This is a genomic window from Pantoea sp. UBA7232 (genome assembly GCF_002473195.1).
Classification (GTDB): domain Bacteria; phylum Pseudomonadota; class Gammaproteobacteria; order Enterobacterales; family Enterobacteriaceae; genus Pantoea; species Pantoea eucrina.
Genome location: NZ_DKTK01000006.1, coordinates 116,175 through 134,227 on the forward strand (window position 1 = coordinate 116,175; position 18,053 = coordinate 134,227).

Genomic DNA, 18,053 nt, shown 5'->3' on the forward strand with positions numbered 1-18,053 from the left:
GATTTTCCCTGATGACTGCTTTTCATGAAATTTCCCGGCAAACGTAAATCCAAACACTATTTTCCCGTCAACGCGCGCGATCCGCTGCTGCAGGCTATTCAGCAGGAGCAGGAGGAGGGCAGCTGGGTGGTGGGTATCGACCAGACGCTGGTGGATATCGAAGCCAAAGTTGATGACGCGTTCCTGCAGCGCTACGGCCTGAGTGCCGGGCATTCGCTGGTGATTGACGACGCGACGGCGGAAGCGCTCTATAACGAGCTGATGCGCGAGCAGCTGATCAGCCACCAGTTTGCCGGCGGTACCATTGGCAACACGTTGCACAACTACTCGGTGCTGGCTGACGATCGTTCCGTGCTGCTGGGCGTCATGTGCAATAACATCCAGATTGGCGGCTACGCCTATCGCTATCTCTGCAACACCTCCAGCCGTATGGATCTGAACTTCCTGCAGGGCGTGGACGGCGCGATTGGCCGCTGCTTTACCCTGATTGGCGAGCACGGTGAACGGACCTTCGCGATCAGTCCGGGGCTGATGAACCGGCTGCAGGCGGAGAGCATCCCGGAAGAGGTGATTGCCGGGGCGTCAGCGCTGGTGCTGACCTCCTATCTGGTACGCTGCCAGCCTGGTGAACCGATGCCGGACGCCACGCTGCGCGCCATTGCGTATGCGAAAAAGCATAATGTGCCGGTGGTATTAACGCTGGGCACAAAATATGTCATTCAGGATAACCCGCAGTTCTGGCGCGATTTCCTGCGCGATCACGTCTCTATTGTCGCGATGAACGAAGAAGAAGCGTTTGCGCTGACCGGTGAACAGGATCCGCTGCTGGCAGCCGATATGGCGCTGGAGTGGGTCGATCTGGTGCTCTGCACCGCCGGTCCGACCGGGCTCTACATGGCGGGCTTCACTGAAGATGAATTTAAGCGCAAAACGAATCACCCGCTGCTGCCGGGCGCGATTGCGGAATTCAACCAGTATGAGTTCAGCCGGGCGATGCGCCAGCAGGATTGTCAGCAGCCGCTGCGCATCTTCTCGCATATCGCGCCTTACATGGGCGGACCGGAAAAGATCATGAATACCAACGGGGCAGGGGACGGGGCGCTGGCAGCGCTGCTGCACGATATCACGGCGAACAACTTCCATCGCCTCAAAGTCCCCAACTCCAGCAAACATGCGCGTGAATATCTGACCTACTCCTCGCTGGCGCAGGTGTGCAAATATGCTAACCGCGTGAGTTATCAGGTGCTGAACCAGCATTCACCGCGCCTGACGCGCGGCCTGCCGGAGCGGGAAGATAGCCTGGAAGAGTCTTACTGGGACAGATAAGCGCGCAGTAAAAAGGGGCGCATCAGTGCGCCCCTGCAGTCAGCGATCCCCGATCAAATCGGGCATTCGCGGGAGATCGGCTCAACGGCGATCTCCTTTTTCAGCACATTGAGCATGCTGCTGGCAATTTCACGCTCGCCCATCACGACCTGATTAGCGCCGCGATCCATAATATAGGCGACTTCGTCGTCATAGTGCGCACGGGCGATAATCTCAATATCCTTGCGCTTCTCACGTGCGGCCACCACCACTTCACCCGCTTCATAGCCATTCGGAATGGTCAGCAGCAGCCAGCGGGCGCAGTCAAGCCGTGCCAGCTCCATGGTCTCTGCGCGTGCTGCATTGCCCAGCACCGCTCTGATACCCTGTTCACGCAGCGCTTCAACGCGCGGGCGGGAGTTTTCCACCACCACCAGCGGGATATCTGCTTCCAGCAGCTGCTGCCCCAGCAGGCTGCCGACGCGTCCATAACCCACAATCACCGCGTGATTACAGATATCTACCGGGATCTGTTTCTCTTCCGCCATCGCCTCTTCCAGCGTCTGCTCCTCAGCGGTTTCAGTTTTATCCAGATAGCGCTCCAGCAGCGAGAAGAGGATAGGATTCAGCATAATGGAGAGAATAGCCGCCGCCAGCACCAGGTTGCGCCCCTCTTCGCTGAGCAGATCGAGTGAAATGCCGAGGCCGGCGAGAATAAAGGCAAACTCACCAATCTGCGCCAGACTGACCGAAATGGTCAGGGCGGTACGGCGTGAGTGCCCCAGCAGAGTGACCAGCGCCCAGGCGGCGATTGATTTACCCAGCACCACGATGGCGAGCGCGCCCAGTACCGCCAGCGGCTGTTCAATCAGGATCATCGGATTAAACAGCATGCCGACCGATACAAAGAACAGTACGGCAAAGGCGTCGCGCAGTGGGAGCGTGTCGCGCGCCGCGCGGTGGCTCAGCTCAGATTCGTTCAGCACCATGCCGGCGAAGAAGGCGCCAAGGGCAAAGGAGACATCAAAGAACTCTACGGCACCAAAGGCGATACCGAGCGCCAGCGCCAGCACCGATAGAGTAAAGAGTTCACGCGAGCCGGTAGCCGCGCTTTTTGCCAGGATCCACGGGATAACGCGGCGGCCTACCACCATCATCAGCACCATAAAGGCGGCCACTTTACCGATGGTCAGCAGCAGATCCCATGCCAGCAGGGTCGGACTGGCGTTACCCTGTTCCAGCATGCCGGCGATGGCAGGCAGCAGCACCAGCGTCAGCACCATCACCAGGTCTTCCACAATCAGCCAGCCGATCGCAATCTGGCCGCGCTGGCTGTCAATCAGCTGTCGCTCCTCCAGCGCCCGCAGCAGCACTACGGTACTGGCCGTAGAGAGGCACAGGCCAAACACCAGGCCAGTCATCCATGACCAGCCCATGGTCCAGGAGAGCCCCATTCCCAGCAGCGTCGCCACCGCGATTTGCGCCACGGCGCCGGGAATGGCGATCGACTTTACCGCCATCAGATCTTTCAGTGAGAAGTGCAGTCCGACGCCAAACATCAGCAGAATGACGCCCAGCTCTGCCAGTTCAGGTGCCAGATTCGTATCCGCAACAAAGCCTGGCGTAAAAGGGCCCGCAACCACGCCGGCAACCAGATAGCCCACCAGCGGAGAGATGCGCAGGCGATTGGCCAGCATGCCAAGGAGAAACGCGAGGACCAGGCCCCCGACAATAGTGGTGATCAACGGTGTGGTGTGATGCATGCCTGTCTCCTTGTGTGCAAATGTGTCCGCTTGTAACAATCAAGTGTAATGCAAATCCTGCTGCAGCGTTTAGACATTTGCGGGATGAAAGCTGAATAAACTGAAAAAATGCGATAAAAAACGTGCCGAAGCGCTATTTTCAGCAGTTATCCTGGCGTGCAGGTAGTGATAATGCATTACAGCAGCGTTAAAAAGCGCAGCATCCCCCGACGGGCCCAGCCGGCGAGAGCAGATGAAAATAGCAGCGGGTACTGCCTTTCAGCTTGAGTTAAGCAGGGAACTGTGCGACACAGAGGGCAGAAATCTGTCAGGTCCACGATGCAGTGGAAAAAAACGAACAAGGAGAGCGTTGTGTTGTTACTTACCCCGAAAAAGCGCTGGCTGGCGCTGCTGGCTTTGCTGGTGCCGATGCTGGCGCAGGCGTGGCAAACCGATCGCAGCTATCGCTTCAGCATCCTGCATACCAACGATCATCATGGCCATTTCTGGAGTAACGCGCAGGGTGAGTATGGGCTGGCAGCACAAAAGAGCCTGATGGACCAGCAGCGTTATGATGTCCAGGCGCGCGGAGGGGGTGCGCTCATCCTCTCCGCCGGGGATATCAATACCGGCGTGCCGGAGTCAGATGTGCTGAACGCAGAGCCTGACATTCGCGGCATGAATCTGGTGGGTTATGACGCTATGGCGCTGGGAAACCACGAATTTGACAAGCCTCTGAGCGTGCTGGAACAGCAGAAAAAGTGGGCGCGTTTTCCCTTTCTCGCGGCGAATATCTATCAAAAAGGCAGCGATCGGCGGCTGTTTTCGCCCTGGGCCATATTTAACCGTATGGGCCTGAAAATAGCGGTTATCGGGCTGACCACTACGGATACGCTGCGTATTACCAACCCGGAAAATGTCGCAGAGCTTGAGATCCGCGATCCGGTCAAAGAGACGCTGAAAGCGGTAGCGGAGCTGCGCGCCACGGAAAAGCCTGATGTGATCATCGCGCTGACGCATATGGGACATTATGACGACGGTCAGCACGGCAGTAACGCACCGGGCGACGTTGAGCTGGCGCGCAGCCTGCCGCCCGGCACCCTGAGTGTTATCGTGGGCGGTCACTCGCACGATGCCGTCTGTATGGCGCAGGCTAACCGCAGCGTGCCGGATTATCAGCCAGGCCAGCCCTGCCAGCCCGATCGGCAGAATGGCGTCTGGATCATGCAGGCTAAAGAGTGGGGCAAATATGTGGGTCGCGGCGATTTTACCTTTCGCAACGGTGAGCTGACGCTGGAAAATTATCAGCTCATCCCGGTTAACCTGAAGCATAAAGTCACCAACCAGGATGGCAGCGAAACCTGGCTGCCTTATCAGGAGCCGATTGTACCCAATACCGCGATGATGAAGCTGCTGACCCCTTTCCAGCTGCGCGCCGGTAAACAGCTGGATGTCGCCGTGGGCCGCAGTGACGGGCTGTTTGTCGGCGAGCGCAATAAAGTCCGCTTTGAGCAGACCAATCTGGCGCAGCTGATCCTGCGAGCGCAGATGGCCGCGACCAAAGCGGATGTGGCGGTGATCAGCGGCGGCGGCATCCGCACATCGCTTCCGGCAGGCGAGCTGCGCCTGCGCGATCTGCTGCAGGTGCAGCCGTTTGGCAATCAGGTGGTGTCGGTCACGCTGAGCGGTGAGGAACTGCAGGCATATCTTGCCCGCATCGCCAATATCAAAGCTAACTCCGGCGGTTTTGCGCAGCTGGCCGGCATCAGCCTGGTGGCCGACGGCACCTCAGTGAGTGATGTCAAAATCAACGGTAAGCCGCTGGAGAAGACAAAAACCTATCGCCTTGCCACTAACAGCTTTAACGCCAGCGGCGGCGACGGCTATCCGCCGCTGACGGCGCGCGCGGGCTACCGCAACAGCGGTCTGCGCGATGCTGACGTGCTGCGCGACTATATTACTCAGCATTCGCCGCTAAAAATCGCTGATTTTGTGCCGCCAGCCGTCGTGCATCTGACCGACGAGCAGGTACGCGAGCGTGACAAGGCGCTGGAAAAGCAGCGCAAGCGCAGCTATCCGCGTATGTTCCTGGCATGGATCTGGCCGCGCGCGGCGCAGGATTAAGCGTAACCGGTGCGCTGCTTCCGGCCGGAGGCAGCGCGCGCCCGGCATCAGGCGCGGCAGGATGGCTGCGCAAACCAGCGCAGGCGCAGCTTATCCCAGACCCAGTTGTAAACCATGGTGTAGGGCAGGAAAAACAGAAAGAATCCCACCTCCACTAAAAAGGCGTTAAGCAGCGAAATATGCAACATGCCGGCGGCGATCGGCAGGCCAATCAGGATAAATCCCCCTTCAAAACAGAGCGCATGCAGGGCACGCAGCCCCAGCCCGCGCTTCTGATGCGGCGGCCAGATGCGATCGAACAGGGTGTTATAGATCATGTTCCACAGCATCGCGACGGTAGAAAGGGCAATCGCCAGCGTGCCCATCTGGAACAGCGGCTTGTCCATAATCCATGCTGCCAGCGGCGCGATAGTCACAATAGCCAGGCCCTCAAAGCCCACGGCGTGCAGAATGCGTTCTTTCAGCGAACGGGTACGCATAAATACCTCCGGTTACGTAATAACGCGCATTTTCGCACTGCACGCATCTGAGATAAAATGAGTCTCTATCGAAAAAAACGATGGTAAACCATGAAATACTCTCCGGAATCCCTTGAGGCATTTGTCCAGACTGTTGCGAGCGGCTCTTTCTCTGCTGCTGCCCGCGCGCTGGCAAAAAGCCAGTCCACCATCAGTGCTGCCATCGCTAACCTTGAAATCGATCTAGGCTTTGCGCTGTTTGACCGCCGCGGCCGTCAGCCGGTGCTGACACCGCAGGGTGAACGCGCGCTGGCTCAGGTGCAGCAGATCCTGGCCGCCAGTCAGCGGCTGGATGAACTGGCGCTGCGTCTGTCGCAGGGTGTTGAGCCGCGCCTGAGTCTGGCCATTTCCGATTTCTGGCAGGCCGATCATCATGAACATCTGCTGACGCGGTTTGATGCCCGCTACCCCGATATCGACTTTGAATGCATGATTGCAGAGGATGAGGATGTACTGGATCTGCTGCAGGCGGGGCGGGTGCACCTGGGCGTGGTCCGCACTCAGCCTGCGCTGCCGCCCGATCTGGCGGTAGCCCGGCTGCAGGTGGAGGCGCAGATGGCGATCTTTCTGCATCAGGATCACGCGCTGTCGCAGCTGGCTCAGGTGAGTGAGGCGCAGCTCAGCGAGCTGCGGCAGCTGCGGCTGAACACCTGGGTACAGACGCGCGGACCGCTGCCAGCCGCCGGACGAACCTGGTCAGCGCCGACGTATCTGCTGCTGCTGGAGATGGCGGAGCAGGGGTTTGGCTGGAGCGTACTGCCGCGCTGGCTGGTGGATCAGTTTGGTCATCAGGTCCTGAAAGAGCTATGCGTTCCCGGCTGGCCGCAGCATATTGCGGTAGATGTGGTCTGGTCGCGACGTAATCCGCCCGGCCCGGCCGGGCGCTGGATGATCGATCAGCTTTGCGCGCAGCAGCCCGATTAATCGCAGCGTGCCACGTCTGCCAGTGTGGCATTCAGCAGCCGCGCCAGATCCTCTGCAGCCAGTTCAATGTCGAGGCCGCGTTTACCGCCAGAGATAAATATGGTGGCAAACTCTGCGGCCTGCCGATCGATCACCGTTGGCAGGCGCTTTTTCTGACCCAGCGGACTGATGCCGCCCAGCAGGTAGCCGGTAACGCGCTGCGCCAGCTGCGGATCGGCCATCTCTGCTCGCTTTGCGCCCAGCGCTTTCGCCACTTTTTTTAGATCAAGCTGGGATGCAACCGGCGTAACCGCCACCGCCAGCGCTTTCGCATCGCCGTTCAGCGCGACCAGCAGCGTTTTAAAGACCTGGCGCGCATCAAGGTTGAGCTTGCGCACCGCTTCATCGCCAAAATGCGTTTCATGGCTGTCATGCTCATAGGGGTGCAGCGTAAACGCCACGCCGTTTTTTTCCAGAAGTTTGACTGCAGGGGTCATCATTAATCCTTACGACAAAAATTCTTCTCAAAGATTGCGCTAATAACAGTGGCGAAAATCTGAACTTTGCGCGAGAATTGTCCCGCGCCACTCACCCTGGCGATAACCAAAATCATAAACAAATTCCTCTTTGACAGGTCGATAGTGATATCGGCCTTCTTTTTTTGTCTTATCCTTCGGCCACTCCTGAGCAGCGCAGGTGTCGCGTTACGGCTGCTTCTGTTTTAGCAGGCCGGGCAGATTATCATCGCCATAGAGATGCAGCGCGCCGACGGCCACCAGATAGCGACCCGATGGCAGCGCCAGCAGCTGTTCGCGCCATTGCTGATTGCGGTTACGCATCAGCGTGTCGCTCAGCTCGCTGCCAAAGGTCGCGGGCAGCGCTACCGGCTGCTGCGCGGGCGGCGCTTCAAGCCACCAGCTGATCATCGTCTGCAGCAGCCGCGCATTGGTATGCCAGTGCTCAAGCGTATCCACCAGCAGCGCCCGACCCTCCTGCGGCAGGGATTTCAGCAGCGCGATCTGCGTCTCCGGTCCCTCCAGCTCGATGATCGGCTTGCCCGCTGCCTTTGCGGCCTGCAGCAGCTGATAATCGATACCATACTCCGGACGCAGTCCGAGCCGCTGCGCCTGGTGCGCCTGCAGCATCAGCGCTATCTGCCAGCAGGGCAGGGTATCAAAGAGATCACTCTCCAGCCCCAGATCCTGACAGAGCGTCTGCAGCCGCGTCAGCGTGGCGCTCTCCAGCCGGGTGTGCAGCGGCGGCAAATCTGCGGTATCCGCAAAAGGAGAGCCGCCGCGCGTGATGTCCGCCTCAACAATCAGCGCATCCGCTTTCTGCAGCTGACGCAGCAGGCCGGCTGGCAGAGGCTGCATGTTGCGTGTGCCCATATGGATACTGCCGGTCAGATGCAGCAGCCGGTCGCCCAGACGCATATCCATTGCCGGCCAGCGGTAGGCAGACGGAAAAAGCGCGGCGATCCGCTGCCAGAGACGTTGCCAGATAGGGCTGTTCATGTCCGCTCCTGTTACGGTTAAACCGTCATGCTAACGATTTATTTCGGCTAAAAACAGCGCGCTGGCTGCTATTACCGGTCGGGCGGAGTGAAACGCAGCAGGCGGTTTGCATTGCTGACGACGGTGATGGAAGAGAGGGCCATTGCTGCCCCCGCGACAATCGGGCTCAGCAGCAGGCCGGTAAAGGGATAGAGCACGCCCGCCGCAATCGGAATACCCAGGCTGTTATACACAAATGCGCCCAGCAGATTCTGGCGCATATTGCGCAGCGTGGCCTGCGAAATCGCCAGGGCATCCGCTACCCCATGCAGGTCGTTACGCATCAGCGTAAGCGGCGCCGTTTCGACCGCGACATCGCTGCCGCTGCCCATCGCAATACCGGTATCCGCCTGCGCTAACGCTGGCGCATCGTTAATGCCATCTCCTATCATCATCACCCGGCGCCCCTGCTGCTGCAGGCGGCTTATGGCTTCTGCTTTACCCTCTGGCAGCACGCCGGCGATCACTTCATCAATTCCCGCTTCAGCAGCGATAGCGCGGGCTGTGGCCTGATGATCGCCCGTCAGCATCACCAGCCGGTAGCCAGCCTGATGCAGCCGCTGCAGTGCCGCTTTACTCTCCGGCCGCAGATTATCGCGCAGCGCAATCAGGCCCAGCAGCTGGTGCGCGTCGGCCAGCAGCACTGGCGTAGCACCGCTTGCCGCGATGCGTTCGATATCTGCCCGGGCGGCGTCATAGTTAATCTGCTGCTCATCAAGCAGGGCCGTGTTGCCCAGCAGCAGGGTCTGACCTGCCACCTGCGCGCTCACGCCCCTGCCGCGCAGCGTCCGGAAGCGGGTGATCTCTGCTGCCGGCGGCTGCGGCGCGGCAGCGAGGATCGCGCTGGCAAGCGGATGCGTGGATCCCTGCTCCAGCTCCGCTGCGGCCTGCAGGATCTGCTGTTGATCCCGGTCAGCATAGCAGCAGATCTCGCCGATCTGCGGCGATCCCTGCGTCAGCGTACCGGTTTTATCAAACACCAGCGTGTTAGTTTCGCTGGCGTGCTGCAGCGCGTCGGCATCGCGCACCAGGATACCCAGCTCTGCCGCACGGCCGGTGCCGGCGATGATCGACATCGGCGTGGCCAGCCCCAGCGCACAGGGACAGGCGATGATCAGGACGGTAGTGATGATCACCAGCGCATAGGCGAGCTGCGGCTGTGGCCCAATCAGATACCAGGTGAGGCCGCTCAGCAGCGCAATCGCTACCACAACCGGTACGAAAACGGCAGAGATGCGATCGGCGAGGCGGCCAATCTCCGGCTTGCTGCTTTGCGCCTGACGCACCAGATTAATAATACGTGCCAGCGTGGTGTGGCTGCCGGTGGCGCTGGCGATAAAGCGCAGCGTGCCATCCTGCACCACCGTGCCGGCATAGACTTTGCTGCCAGGCGCTTTTTCCTGCGGCACGGCTTCGCCGGTCAGCATCGCTTCATCGCACCACGCCTCTCCCTGCGTGACGTCGCCATCCACCGGTACCCGATCGCCGGTGACCAGCTTCAGAGTCATACCGGCGGTGACGGCGCTCAGCGGCAGCTGCTGCTCACCCTGTTCGGTGACCACGCACGCCTGCGCCGGCGTCAGATCCAGCAGCCGCTCCAGCGCGCGCGAGGCGCGCTGACGGGCACGCTGTTCCAGCGCGTGCCCGAGGTTAATCAGGCCGATGATCATGACGCTGGCTTCAAAGTAGAGGTGGCGTGCCTGCAGCGGAAAAAATTCCGGCCACAGCGCCACGCTTATCGAATAGAGCCAGGCAGCGCCGGTGCCGAGCGCCACCAGCGTATCCATGGTGGCGGTGGCTAATCGCAGGCTGCGCCAGGCGCTGCGGTAAAAGTGGCCGCCGGCAATGATCATGACCAGCAGCGTGGCAACGCCCAGCGTACGCCACAGCGTCTGATTCTCCGGCGTCAGCATCATATGATCGCCCGCCATGCCCCAGAACATCATCGGCACGCCAAACCCCAGCGCCAGCGCCGACTGCCAGCTGAAGCGGCGCATCGCCTGCCGCGCGTTCGCCTGCTGACGCTCGCGCCGGCGCTGTTCATCCTCAATCACTTCAGCGCTGTAGCCTGCCTTGTCTACGGCGGCAATCAGCGCCGGTGCGTTAACCTCACCCAGCACCAGCGCGCTGCGTTCACCGAGGTTAACGCGTGCTTCCGTGACGCCGGATACCGCGCGCAGCGCGTTCTCTACCCGGCTGACGCAACTGGCGCAGCTCATGCCATCAATCAACAGATGCTGTACCGGCAGCGCCGCTTCTGCCGGCTGAGAGGCCGTTGTCAGCGCCTCCGGCGGCGGCTCCTGAGCTGTCAACGGATCAGACTTTGGGGATGTTGCCTCAGGCTGCAGCATGGCGTGGTAGCCAGCCTGCTCTACGGTTGCGATCAGCTCGCTGGCGCTGGCCGTCCCGGTCACGCGTGCCTCCTGCTGCGTGACCTCCGCCTGCTCGACGTCGCTGCGCTGTTCCAGCGCCTCTTTAACCCGTTTGACACAGTGGCCGCAGGAAAGCCCCTCCAGCGCCAGCGTTTGTCTGTCTGACATGATAGTCTCCTTAGTGAACAGAGTTGACCGGCTGCACCGGTTACAGTAGTTATAAGCGTAAACCTTCCATTCGGGGGAAGGTCAAGGAGCCGGCATGAATATCAGCGACGTTGCCAGAAAAACCGGGCTGACCAGTAAAGCGATCCGCTTTTATGAAGAGAAAGGGATCGTGACGCCGCCGCTGCGTAGCGGAAATGGCTACCGGCACTATGACGAACGCCATCTGGAAGAGCTGCATCTGCTGCGCCAGGCGCGCCAGGTTGGCTTTACGCTGGATGAGTGCCGCGAGCTGGTGGCGCTGTTCAACGATCCTGCGCGGCACAGCGCAGATGTCAAAGCGCGCACGCTGCAGAAGGCTGAAGAAATTGCAGCGCATATTGAGGAGCTGCACGCCATGCGGGCGCGCCTGCTGTCACTGGCAGAGGCGTGTCCCGGCGACGAGGGCGCCGAGTGCCCGATAATGAATCAGCTGGCGGGCTGCTGCGGTCACTCCGGCGGTAAACGCGGCTGAATCAGCAGCGTGATCCCTTCAACCGCCGTGACCGTCACCCGCGTGCCCGCGGGCAGATCGTCTGTTGCCTGTACGCGCCAGCTGCTGTCACCAATCTGTACATGTCCGATACCACTTTTAAGCGGCGTCTCCAGCGTCAGCTGCCGGCCAATCAGCTCTTTACCGCGCTGGTTCAGCGTGTTGGGTTGCTGCGTTGCAGCCTGATGGCGCATCCAGCCATACCAGCCCAGCGCGCTCAGCAGCGTCAGCGCGGCAAACAGCAGCCCCTGACCAGCCCACGAGAAGGGCCACAGCCACTCGGCCAGGCCAACCAGCAGCGCCGCCATACCGCACCAGAGCAGATAACCGCTGGTGCCCAGCATTTCGGCTGCCAGCAGCAGCCCGCCCAGCGTCAGCCAGAACCAGTGCGGATGGGCAATCAGCTCCATCAGCATTACGGCCTCCGCTCCGCATGACGCTCTTTCAGCAGTTCACTGATGCCCGCTACCGAGCCGATCAGGCTGCTGGCATCGAGCGGCATCATCACCACTTTACTGTTGCCGGCTTCGCCAATTTTCTGCAGCGCATCAGTATATTTCTGCGCAACAAAGTAGTTAATGGCCTGGATATCACCGGCGGCGATCGCGTCAGACACCATGCGCGTGGCGTTCGCTTCCGCCTCTGCCTGCCGCTCACGCGCCTCGGCCTGTAAAAAAGCGGAGGTGCGCTCGCCTTCCGCTTTCAGAATCTGTGACTGCTTGTCGCCTTCAGCGCGCAGTATGGCGGCCTGACGCACGCCTTCAGCAGCCAGAATATCGGCGCGTTTGGTACGCTCAGCTTTCATCTGCGCATTCATGGCAGCGATCAGCTCCTGCGGTGGCCGCACATCGCGGATCTCAATGCGGGTAATTTTGACGCCCCAGGGGTTTGTCGCTTCATCAACGATATGCAGCAGGCGGGTATTGATGTTGTCACGCTGCGACAGCATCTCATCCAGCTCCATGCCGCCAAGGACCGTGCGAATGTTAGTCATCGTGAGGTTGATTATCGCCAGCTCCAGATTGCTGACCTCATAGGCGGCACGCGCCGGGTCAACGACCTGAATAAAGCAGACGGCATCAATGGTGACGTTGGCGTTATCTTTGGAGATGATCTCCTGAGAAGGGATATCGAGCACCTGCTCCATCATATTGATGCGGCGACCCACGCGATCCATAAACGGCACCACCAGGTTAAGCCCCGGCGAGAGCGTACGGGTGTAGCGTCCGAAGCGCTCTACCGTCCACTGATAGCCCTGCGGAACAATCTTGATACCGGCCCATACAATCACCAGCACCAGCACGATGAGAACAGGAATAGCGGTCAGCATATAACCTCCTGGCTGTCAGATTACCGGGCCGAGTCGCTTCGGCCCGTCTGCGTATCCGTCAGTAGAGCAGCGAATAGAGCTGGCGGCGATAGCGCGAGGCGAGGGCGTCGCCGGTGCCAAGCGCGGCCAGGATCTCCTGGAACATTTTGCGCACTTCACCGTCACCGGCAGCGAGATCGCTTTTCAGAAAGCCCAGCAGCAGCTCCAGCGCCTCTTCATTACGCCCAACCTGATGCAGCTGTAACGCAAGTTTAGCAGCCAGGGTCGCGTTCTGCGGCTCGGCGTTCAGCTGCTCCTGCAGCAGCTGGATCTCAGGCGTATCCGCCGCCTGCTTCAGCAAGTCGATCTGTGAGACCAGGCTCTGATAGCGTGTATCCTGATCCTGCAGCGGCACCACATCCAGCACCGCTTCCGCTTCATCACTGCGGTTCAGGGCGATCAGCACTTCTGCCAGCAGAAAGCCAATCTCACTGTTTTTATTGCTCAGCTGCCAGGCATCTTTCAGCAGCGGCAGCGCCTCCAGCGGCTTGTTCTGCTGCATCAGTTCCATAGCCTGCTGCGCTTTCAGCTCCTCTTCGCGCGGCAGAACTTTTTCCAGTAGCGCGCGGATCGCCTCTTCCGGCTGCGGGCCCTGGAAACCATCTACCGGCTGTCCGTTCTGGAACAGATAAACCGTGGGCAGCGAGCGCAGACCGAACTGTGATGCCACCGCGGGCTCGTTGTCGCAATCGAGTTTTGCCAGCAGGAACTGGCCGGCATACTCCTGTGCCAGACGCTCCAGCACCGGGGTAAGCTGCAGGCAGTGCTGGCTGCGTTCAGACCAGAAATAGAACAGAACCGGCAGCTGCATGGATTGCTCCAGCGTCTGCTGCAAATTGGACTCATTGATGTCGGTGATCAAAGCGTGTGACATGAAAAACGCTCCTGGCAGAAAGTGTAAAGAGAATATGGGGATAAAGTGTCCCGCTTCAAGCGCTGACTGATGTTACCGCTCAGTTGCTGCGCAAAATGCGATCCAGCATCCAGCCCGGCAGCAGTCGTTTCAGAAAACTCATGCCCCAGGCCACCAGCGTAACCGGATAGCGCAGCCGCGGGTGACGGCTCTCCAGCGCATGGCGCAGTTTGGGCAGAATCGCTTCCGGCGGCAGGGTAAAACGCGCTGCGATACCGGGATTCTGCACCGGCTTCTCCTGTTCACCCTGCTGCACGTTATCGGTGAAGCGCGTGGCGATCGGTCCCGGCTCTATCAGGCTGACGCGCACGCCGCTGGCGCGCACTTCCATACGCAGCGCATCGCTCCACGCCTCCAGCGCCCACTTGCTGGCGGCATAGGCGCCACGCCCCGGGGTGGAGATCAGTCCCAGCACCGAGCTGGTATTGATAATGCGGCCGTCGCCGCTGTTCTGCAGCGCCGGCAGCAGCCGCATCGTCAGCTGATGGGTACCAAAGAGGTTGGTGGAGAACTGCTTTTCAAGCTGCTGGCGGCTGACGCTGCTCAGCGGCCCATACTGGCCAAATCCGCCGTTATTAAATAGCCCGTGCAGGCAATGCCCGGTGAGTGCCAGCACCTGTTCTGCCGCGGCATCCACACTTGCGGCATCGTCGAGGTCGAGCAGGATGCCGGTATATCCCAGAGCAGTCATCCGCGCAACATCCTCGGCGCGGCGGCAGGCGGCAAGCACGTGGTAGCCGCGCGCCTGCAAATCGCTGGCGGCTGCCAGCCCGATACCGCTGGAGCAGCCGGTGATCAAAACCGATTTTTGCATTTCTTTACCTGTCAAATAGCACGACTTAGCGCGAGTCATGCTTAACTAGCGGAGCCAGCGCGTCAGCCATAATGCCGGCAATAAACGGCTGCGCATCCGGATTGGGGTGAATACCATCCTGCTGCATCCACTCCGGCTTCAGATAGACCTGCTCCATAAAAAAGGGCACCAGCGGCAGGCTGTACTCTTCCGCCAGGCGCGGATAGATGGCGCTGAACGCTTCAGTGTATCGTCGTCCATAATTAGCAGGCAGCCGGATCTGCATCAGCAGCGGCTGCGCGTCAGCGGCTTTCACCGCAAGGATAATCGCACGCAGATCCTGCGCGATAGCCTGCGGCGGAAAACCGCGTAAACCATCATTACCGCCCAGTTCGATTAACACCCAGCGCGGCTGATGCTGTTTTAATAGTGCAGGCAGCCGTGCCAGACCCTGTCCGGCGGTATCACCGCTGATGCTGGCGTTGACGACGTTGGGCTGCTGCTGCCAGCGCGTGCTGAGCAGGGCAGGCCAGGCGGCGCTGGCAGACATCCGGTAGCCGGCGCTCAGGCTGTCACCTAATACCATCAGCGTATCGGCTGCAGCGATGCGCGATACCAGCAGCAGCACCACACACAGGAAGGGATAATGCCAGCGGAAAACATTGTTGCGGTTCATCATCTTACTAAGTCCGTCGGTCAGGGTGAGCATCAGCTCTCAATCCTTACCGGAGTTGAGCTGGTTGTCAAACCAGCCGAAACGCTCGCGCTGATTGGCGAATCGGGATCGGGGAAGTCGACGCTGCTGGGGATCCTCGCCGGGCTGGATGATGGCAGCAGCGGCGAGGTTCATCTGCTGGGTCAGCCGCTGCACCGCATGAACGAAGAGCAGCGCGCGGCGCTGCGCGCACGCGAAGTCGGTTTTGTGTTTCAGTCATTTATGCTGGTGCCCACGCTAAACGCGCTGGAGAACGTGCAGCTGCCGGCGCTGCTGCGCGGCGAGAGCGATCGCGACAGCCGGGCACAGGCCAGCGAGCTGCTGGCGCAGCTTGGCCTGAAAGCGCGCCTGCATCATCTTCCTGCACAGCTTTCAGGAGGTGAACAGCAGCGGGTGGCGCTGGCGCGCGCATTTAGCGGGCGTCCCGGCCTGCTGTTTGCGGATGAGCCCACCGGTAATCTCGATCGTCAGACCGGGGAACGCATTGCCGATCTGCTGTTCTCGCTCAACCGTGATTACGCCACAACGCTGATCCTGGTGACCCATGATGAGCAGCTGGCCGCGCGCTGCGATCGGCGGCTGCGGCTGCGTGACGGCAAGCTGTGGGAGGAGGCATGATCTGGCGCTGGTTCTGGCGCGAATGGCGCTCGCCTTCGCTGCTGATTGTCTGGCTGGCGCTGACGCTGGCGGTGGCCTGCGTGCTGGCTTTGGGTTCCATCAGCGATCGCATGGAGAAAGGACTCAGCCAGCAGAGCCGCGACTTTATGGCGGGCGATCGTACGCTGCGCAGCAGCCGGCCGGTGCCGGAAGCCTGGCTGACGCAGGCGCGTGAGGAGGGATTAGCGATCAGCCGTCAGCTCAGCTTCACCACTATGACCTTTGCGCGGGAGACGCCACAGCTGGCAGATGTTAAAGCGGTGGATGACGCCTATCCGATGTTTGGTACGTTGCAGACCGAGCCACCGGGCCTGCGTCCGGCGGCAGGCAGCGTGCTGGTCGCCGCACGTCTGCTGGCGCTGCTGGATCTGCGCGTCGGCGATCCGATAGAGGTCGGCGACGCCACGCTGCGCATTGCCGGTACGGTGATCCAGGAGCCGGACAGCGGATTCAATCCCTTCCAGACGGCGCCTCGTCTGTTAATGAACCTGGCGGACGTTGAAAAAACCGGCGCCGTTCAGCCCGGCAGCCGCCTGAGCTGGCGCTATAAGTTTTCCGGCGACGCCGCACCGCTGGCGCGCTACGATCGCTGGATCGAGCCGCGCCTTAAAGGGGGCGAACGCTGGATAAGCACCGAAAACTCAGAGGATGCGCTGGGCCGTTCCATGCAGCGCGCGCAGCAGTTTCTGCTGCTGTCGGCATTACTGACGCTGCTACTGGCCATCGCGGCCGTGGCGGTAGCGATGAGCCACTACTGCCGCAGCCGTTACGATCTGGTGGCGGTGCTGAAAACGCTGGGGGCCACGCGACGTGCGCTGCAGCGGCTGATTATCGGCCAGTGGCTGGCGGTGCTGCTGTTAGCGGGCGTGACCGGCAGCGCGCTGGGGCAGGGGATCGAACTGCTGCTGCTTACCCTGCTGAAGCCGGTGCTGCCCGCATCGCTGCCTGCCGCCAGCCTCTGGCCATGGCTCTGGGCGCTGGGCACCATGTTTGTTATTTCCCTGCTGGTGGGGCTGCGTCCTTATCGTCTGCTGATGGCGACCCAGCCGCTGCGCGTACTGCGGCGCGATGCGGTGGCGCGCGTCTGGCCGCTGCGCGTCTATCTGCCGGCGATGGCGCTGGTGGTGGTGCTGCTGCTGGCGCTGCTGCTGGGGGGCAGCAAAATGCTCTGGGCGCTGCTCACCGGCGTCGTACTGCTGGCGCTGCTGCTCGCCGTGCTGGGCTGGGGTACGCTGCTGCTGCTGCGCCGGCTGGTCGTGCGTAACCTGGCGCTGCGGCTTGCCATTAACCGTCTGCTGCGACAGCCGGCAATGACGCTGAGCCAGCTGGCCGCGTTCTCGCTCTCTTTTATGCTGCTGGCGCTGCTGCTGGTTATGCGCGGCGATCTGCTCGATCGCTGGCAGCAGCAGCTGCCGCCGGATGCACCAAACTATTTTCTGCTGAATATTACGCAGGCGCAGGTGCCACAGGTGCGTGACTTTTTGCAGCAGCATCAGATCAAACCGGAAACCTTTTATCCCGTCGTGCGTGCGCGTCTGGTTGAGCTGAACGGCAAAGCTGCCGATCCGCGTCAGGATAATGCGCTGAACCGCGAGCTCAATCTGACCTGGCAGGCGCAGCGGCCGGATCACAACCCGCTGCTTGCCGGCAGCTGGCCCCCGCGGCCAGGGGAGGTTTCGATTGAAGCCGAACTGGCGCAGCGGCTGGGCGTTAAGCCAGGGGATGAGCTGACCTTTAGCGGCGATACGCAGACGTTCAGCGCGCGCATCAGCAGTCTGCGTAAGGTGGACTGGGAGAGCCTGCGGCCTAACTTCTTTTTTATCTTCCCGCCCGGCGCGCTGGAGCAGCAGCCGCAGACATGGCTGACCAGCTTCCGCATGGCGAATAATCCGGCGCTGCTGGCGCAGCTGAACCGGACGTTCCCGACGCTGAGCCTGCTCGATATTGGCAGCATCATGAAACAGATTGGCCAGGTGCTGGCGCAGGTGAGTCAGGCGCTGGAAATCATGGTGGTGCTGGTGACGCTGTGCGGTGTCCTGCTGCTGCTGGCGCAGATCCAGATCGGCATGCGCCAGCGTCGTCAGGAGCTGGTGGTGTATCGCACGCTGGGCGCGAGCAAACGTCTGCTGCGCGGCACGCTGTGGTGTGAGTTTGCTCTGCTCGGCGTGGTTTCCGGAATAGCGGCTGCGCTGGGTGCAGAGGCCGCGCTGTGGGCACTGCAGCGTAAAATTTTCGATTTTCCCTGGCAGCCCGACTGGACGCTGTGGTTTGCGCTACCGCTGTGCGGAGCGCTTCTGCTGTCGCTGTGCGGCGGCTGGCTGGGCGTGCGACTGCTGAAGGGCAAAGCGCTGTTCCGGCGCTTTGAAGCGGCGTAATCAGGATCCCTCTGTCT

At 60.9% G+C, this 18,053-nt stretch carries 16 protein-coding genes; 6 read left to right on the plus strand and 10 right to left on the minus strand.

Features of this window, described 5'->3' with window-relative positions; translation table 11 throughout:
- The first annotated feature begins 24 nt into the window (after positions 1–24).
- Positions 25–1,326, plus strand: coding sequence for an inosine/guanosine kinase (locus B4056_RS03890; protein ID WP_039383027.1), 1,302 nt, complete (start codon positions 25–27; stop codon positions 1,324–1,326).
- A 53-nt stretch (positions 1,327–1,379) separates the two neighbouring features.
- On the opposite strand, the gene ybaL is transcribed toward B4056_RS03890, so the two are convergent.
- Positions 1,380–3,068: a YbaL family putative K(+) efflux transporter gene (gene ybaL / locus B4056_RS03895; protein ID WP_039383029.1), complete on the minus strand. Its 1,689-nt coding sequence runs from the start codon at positions 3,066–3,068 to the stop codon at positions 1,380–1,382.
- 354 nt (positions 3,069–3,422) lie between these two features.
- Here ybaL and ushA point away from each other — a divergent pair, with 354 nt between their 5' ends.
- Positions 3,423–5,171, plus strand: a complete 1,749-nt coding sequence (ushA, locus tag B4056_RS03900) for a bifunctional UDP-sugar hydrolase/5'-nucleotidase UshA (protein ID WP_094111792.1) — start codon at positions 3,423–3,425, stop codon at positions 5,169–5,171.
- Between the two features lie 47 nt (positions 5,172–5,218).
- On the opposite strand, the gene B4056_RS03905 is transcribed toward ushA, so the two are convergent.
- Positions 5,219–5,650, minus strand: coding sequence for a multidrug/biocide efflux PACE transporter (locus tag B4056_RS03905; RefSeq protein ID WP_039383032.1), 432 nt, complete (start codon positions 5,648–5,650; stop codon positions 5,219–5,221).
- Positions 5,651–5,740: 90 nt separating this feature from the next.
- Here B4056_RS03905 and B4056_RS03910 point away from each other — a divergent pair, with 90 nt between their 5' ends.
- Positions 5,741–6,613 (plus strand): LysR family transcriptional regulator, encoded by an 873-nt coding sequence (locus B4056_RS03910; protein WP_039383034.1) that lies wholly within the window; start codon positions 5,741–5,743, stop codon positions 6,611–6,613.
- On the opposite strand, the gene ybaK is transcribed toward B4056_RS03910, so the two are convergent.
- The 3 genes from ybaK to copA form a co-directional block, all read right to left on the minus strand.
- A complete protein-coding gene (ybaK, locus tag B4056_RS03915) occupies positions 6,610–7,089 on the minus strand; it encodes a Cys-tRNA(Pro)/Cys-tRNA(Cys) deacylase YbaK (RefSeq protein WP_104084634.1) in 480 nt (159 codons plus the stop codon). The two genes, B4056_RS03910 and ybaK, sit on opposite strands and share 4 nt — an antisense overlap.
- A gap of 207 nt (positions 7,090–7,296) precedes the next feature.
- Positions 7,297–8,106: a TraB/GumN family protein gene (locus B4056_RS03920; protein WP_104084635.1), complete on the minus strand. Its 810-nt coding sequence runs from the start codon at positions 8,104–8,106 to the stop codon at positions 7,297–7,299.
- A gap of 71 nt (positions 8,107–8,177) precedes the next feature.
- On the minus strand, positions 8,178–10,685 hold the full coding sequence (copA, locus tag B4056_RS03925) for a copper-exporting P-type ATPase CopA (protein ID WP_288653902.1): 2,508 nt from the start codon (positions 10,683–10,685) through the stop codon (positions 8,178–8,180).
- Between the two features lie 94 nt (positions 10,686–10,779).
- Here copA and cueR point away from each other — a divergent pair, with 94 nt between their 5' ends.
- Positions 10,780–11,196, plus strand: coding sequence for a Cu(I)-responsive transcriptional regulator (cueR, locus tag B4056_RS03930; protein WP_071668947.1), 417 nt, complete (start codon positions 10,780–10,782; stop codon positions 11,194–11,196).
- On the opposite strand, the gene B4056_RS03935 is transcribed toward cueR, so the two are convergent.
- From B4056_RS03935 to tesA, 5 genes are all read right to left on the minus strand, one after another.
- A complete protein-coding gene (locus B4056_RS03935; protein WP_071668948.1) occupies positions 11,172–11,630 on the minus strand; it encodes an NfeD family protein in 459 nt (152 codons plus the stop codon). The two genes, cueR and B4056_RS03935, sit on opposite strands and share 25 nt — an antisense overlap.
- Positions 11,630–12,544, minus strand: a complete 915-nt coding sequence (locus B4056_RS03940) for an SPFH domain-containing protein (protein ID WP_094111784.1) — start codon at positions 12,542–12,544, stop codon at positions 11,630–11,632. Before B4056_RS03940 ends, B4056_RS03935 begins: the two co-directional genes overlap by 1 nt.
- Before the next feature lie 58 nt (positions 12,545–12,602).
- Positions 12,603–13,457, minus strand: a complete 855-nt coding sequence (locus B4056_RS03945; protein WP_094111783.1) for a co-chaperone YbbN — start codon at positions 13,455–13,457, stop codon at positions 12,603–12,605.
- Between the two features lie 79 nt (positions 13,458–13,536).
- Positions 13,537–14,310, minus strand: a complete 774-nt coding sequence (locus B4056_RS03950; RefSeq protein WP_094111782.1) for an SDR family oxidoreductase — start codon at positions 14,308–14,310, stop codon at positions 13,537–13,539.
- 25 nt (positions 14,311–14,335) lie between these two features.
- The gene (gene tesA, locus B4056_RS03955; protein WP_139803627.1) at positions 14,336–14,968 is read right to left on the minus strand and encodes a multifunctional acyl-CoA thioesterase I/protease I/lysophospholipase L1; all 633 of its coding nucleotides are present in this window, start codon (positions 14,966–14,968) and stop codon (positions 14,336–14,338) included.
- Between tesA and ybbA the strand changes: the two genes are divergently transcribed.
- Both ybbA and ybbP read left to right on the plus strand, forming a co-directional pair.
- A complete protein-coding gene (ybbA, locus tag B4056_RS03960; RefSeq protein ID WP_039383054.1) occupies positions 14,936–15,622 on the plus strand; it encodes a putative ABC transporter ATP-binding protein YbbA in 687 nt (228 codons plus the stop codon). The genes tesA and ybbA overlap by 33 nt on opposite strands.
- Complete coding sequence (ybbP, locus tag B4056_RS03965) at positions 15,619–18,036, plus strand: putative ABC transporter permease subunit YbbP (protein ID WP_094111781.1); 2,418 nt, start codon at positions 15,619–15,621, stop codon at positions 18,034–18,036. Before ybbA ends, ybbP begins: the two co-directional genes overlap by 4 nt.
- The last annotated feature ends 17 nt before the right edge of the window (positions 18,037–18,053 follow it).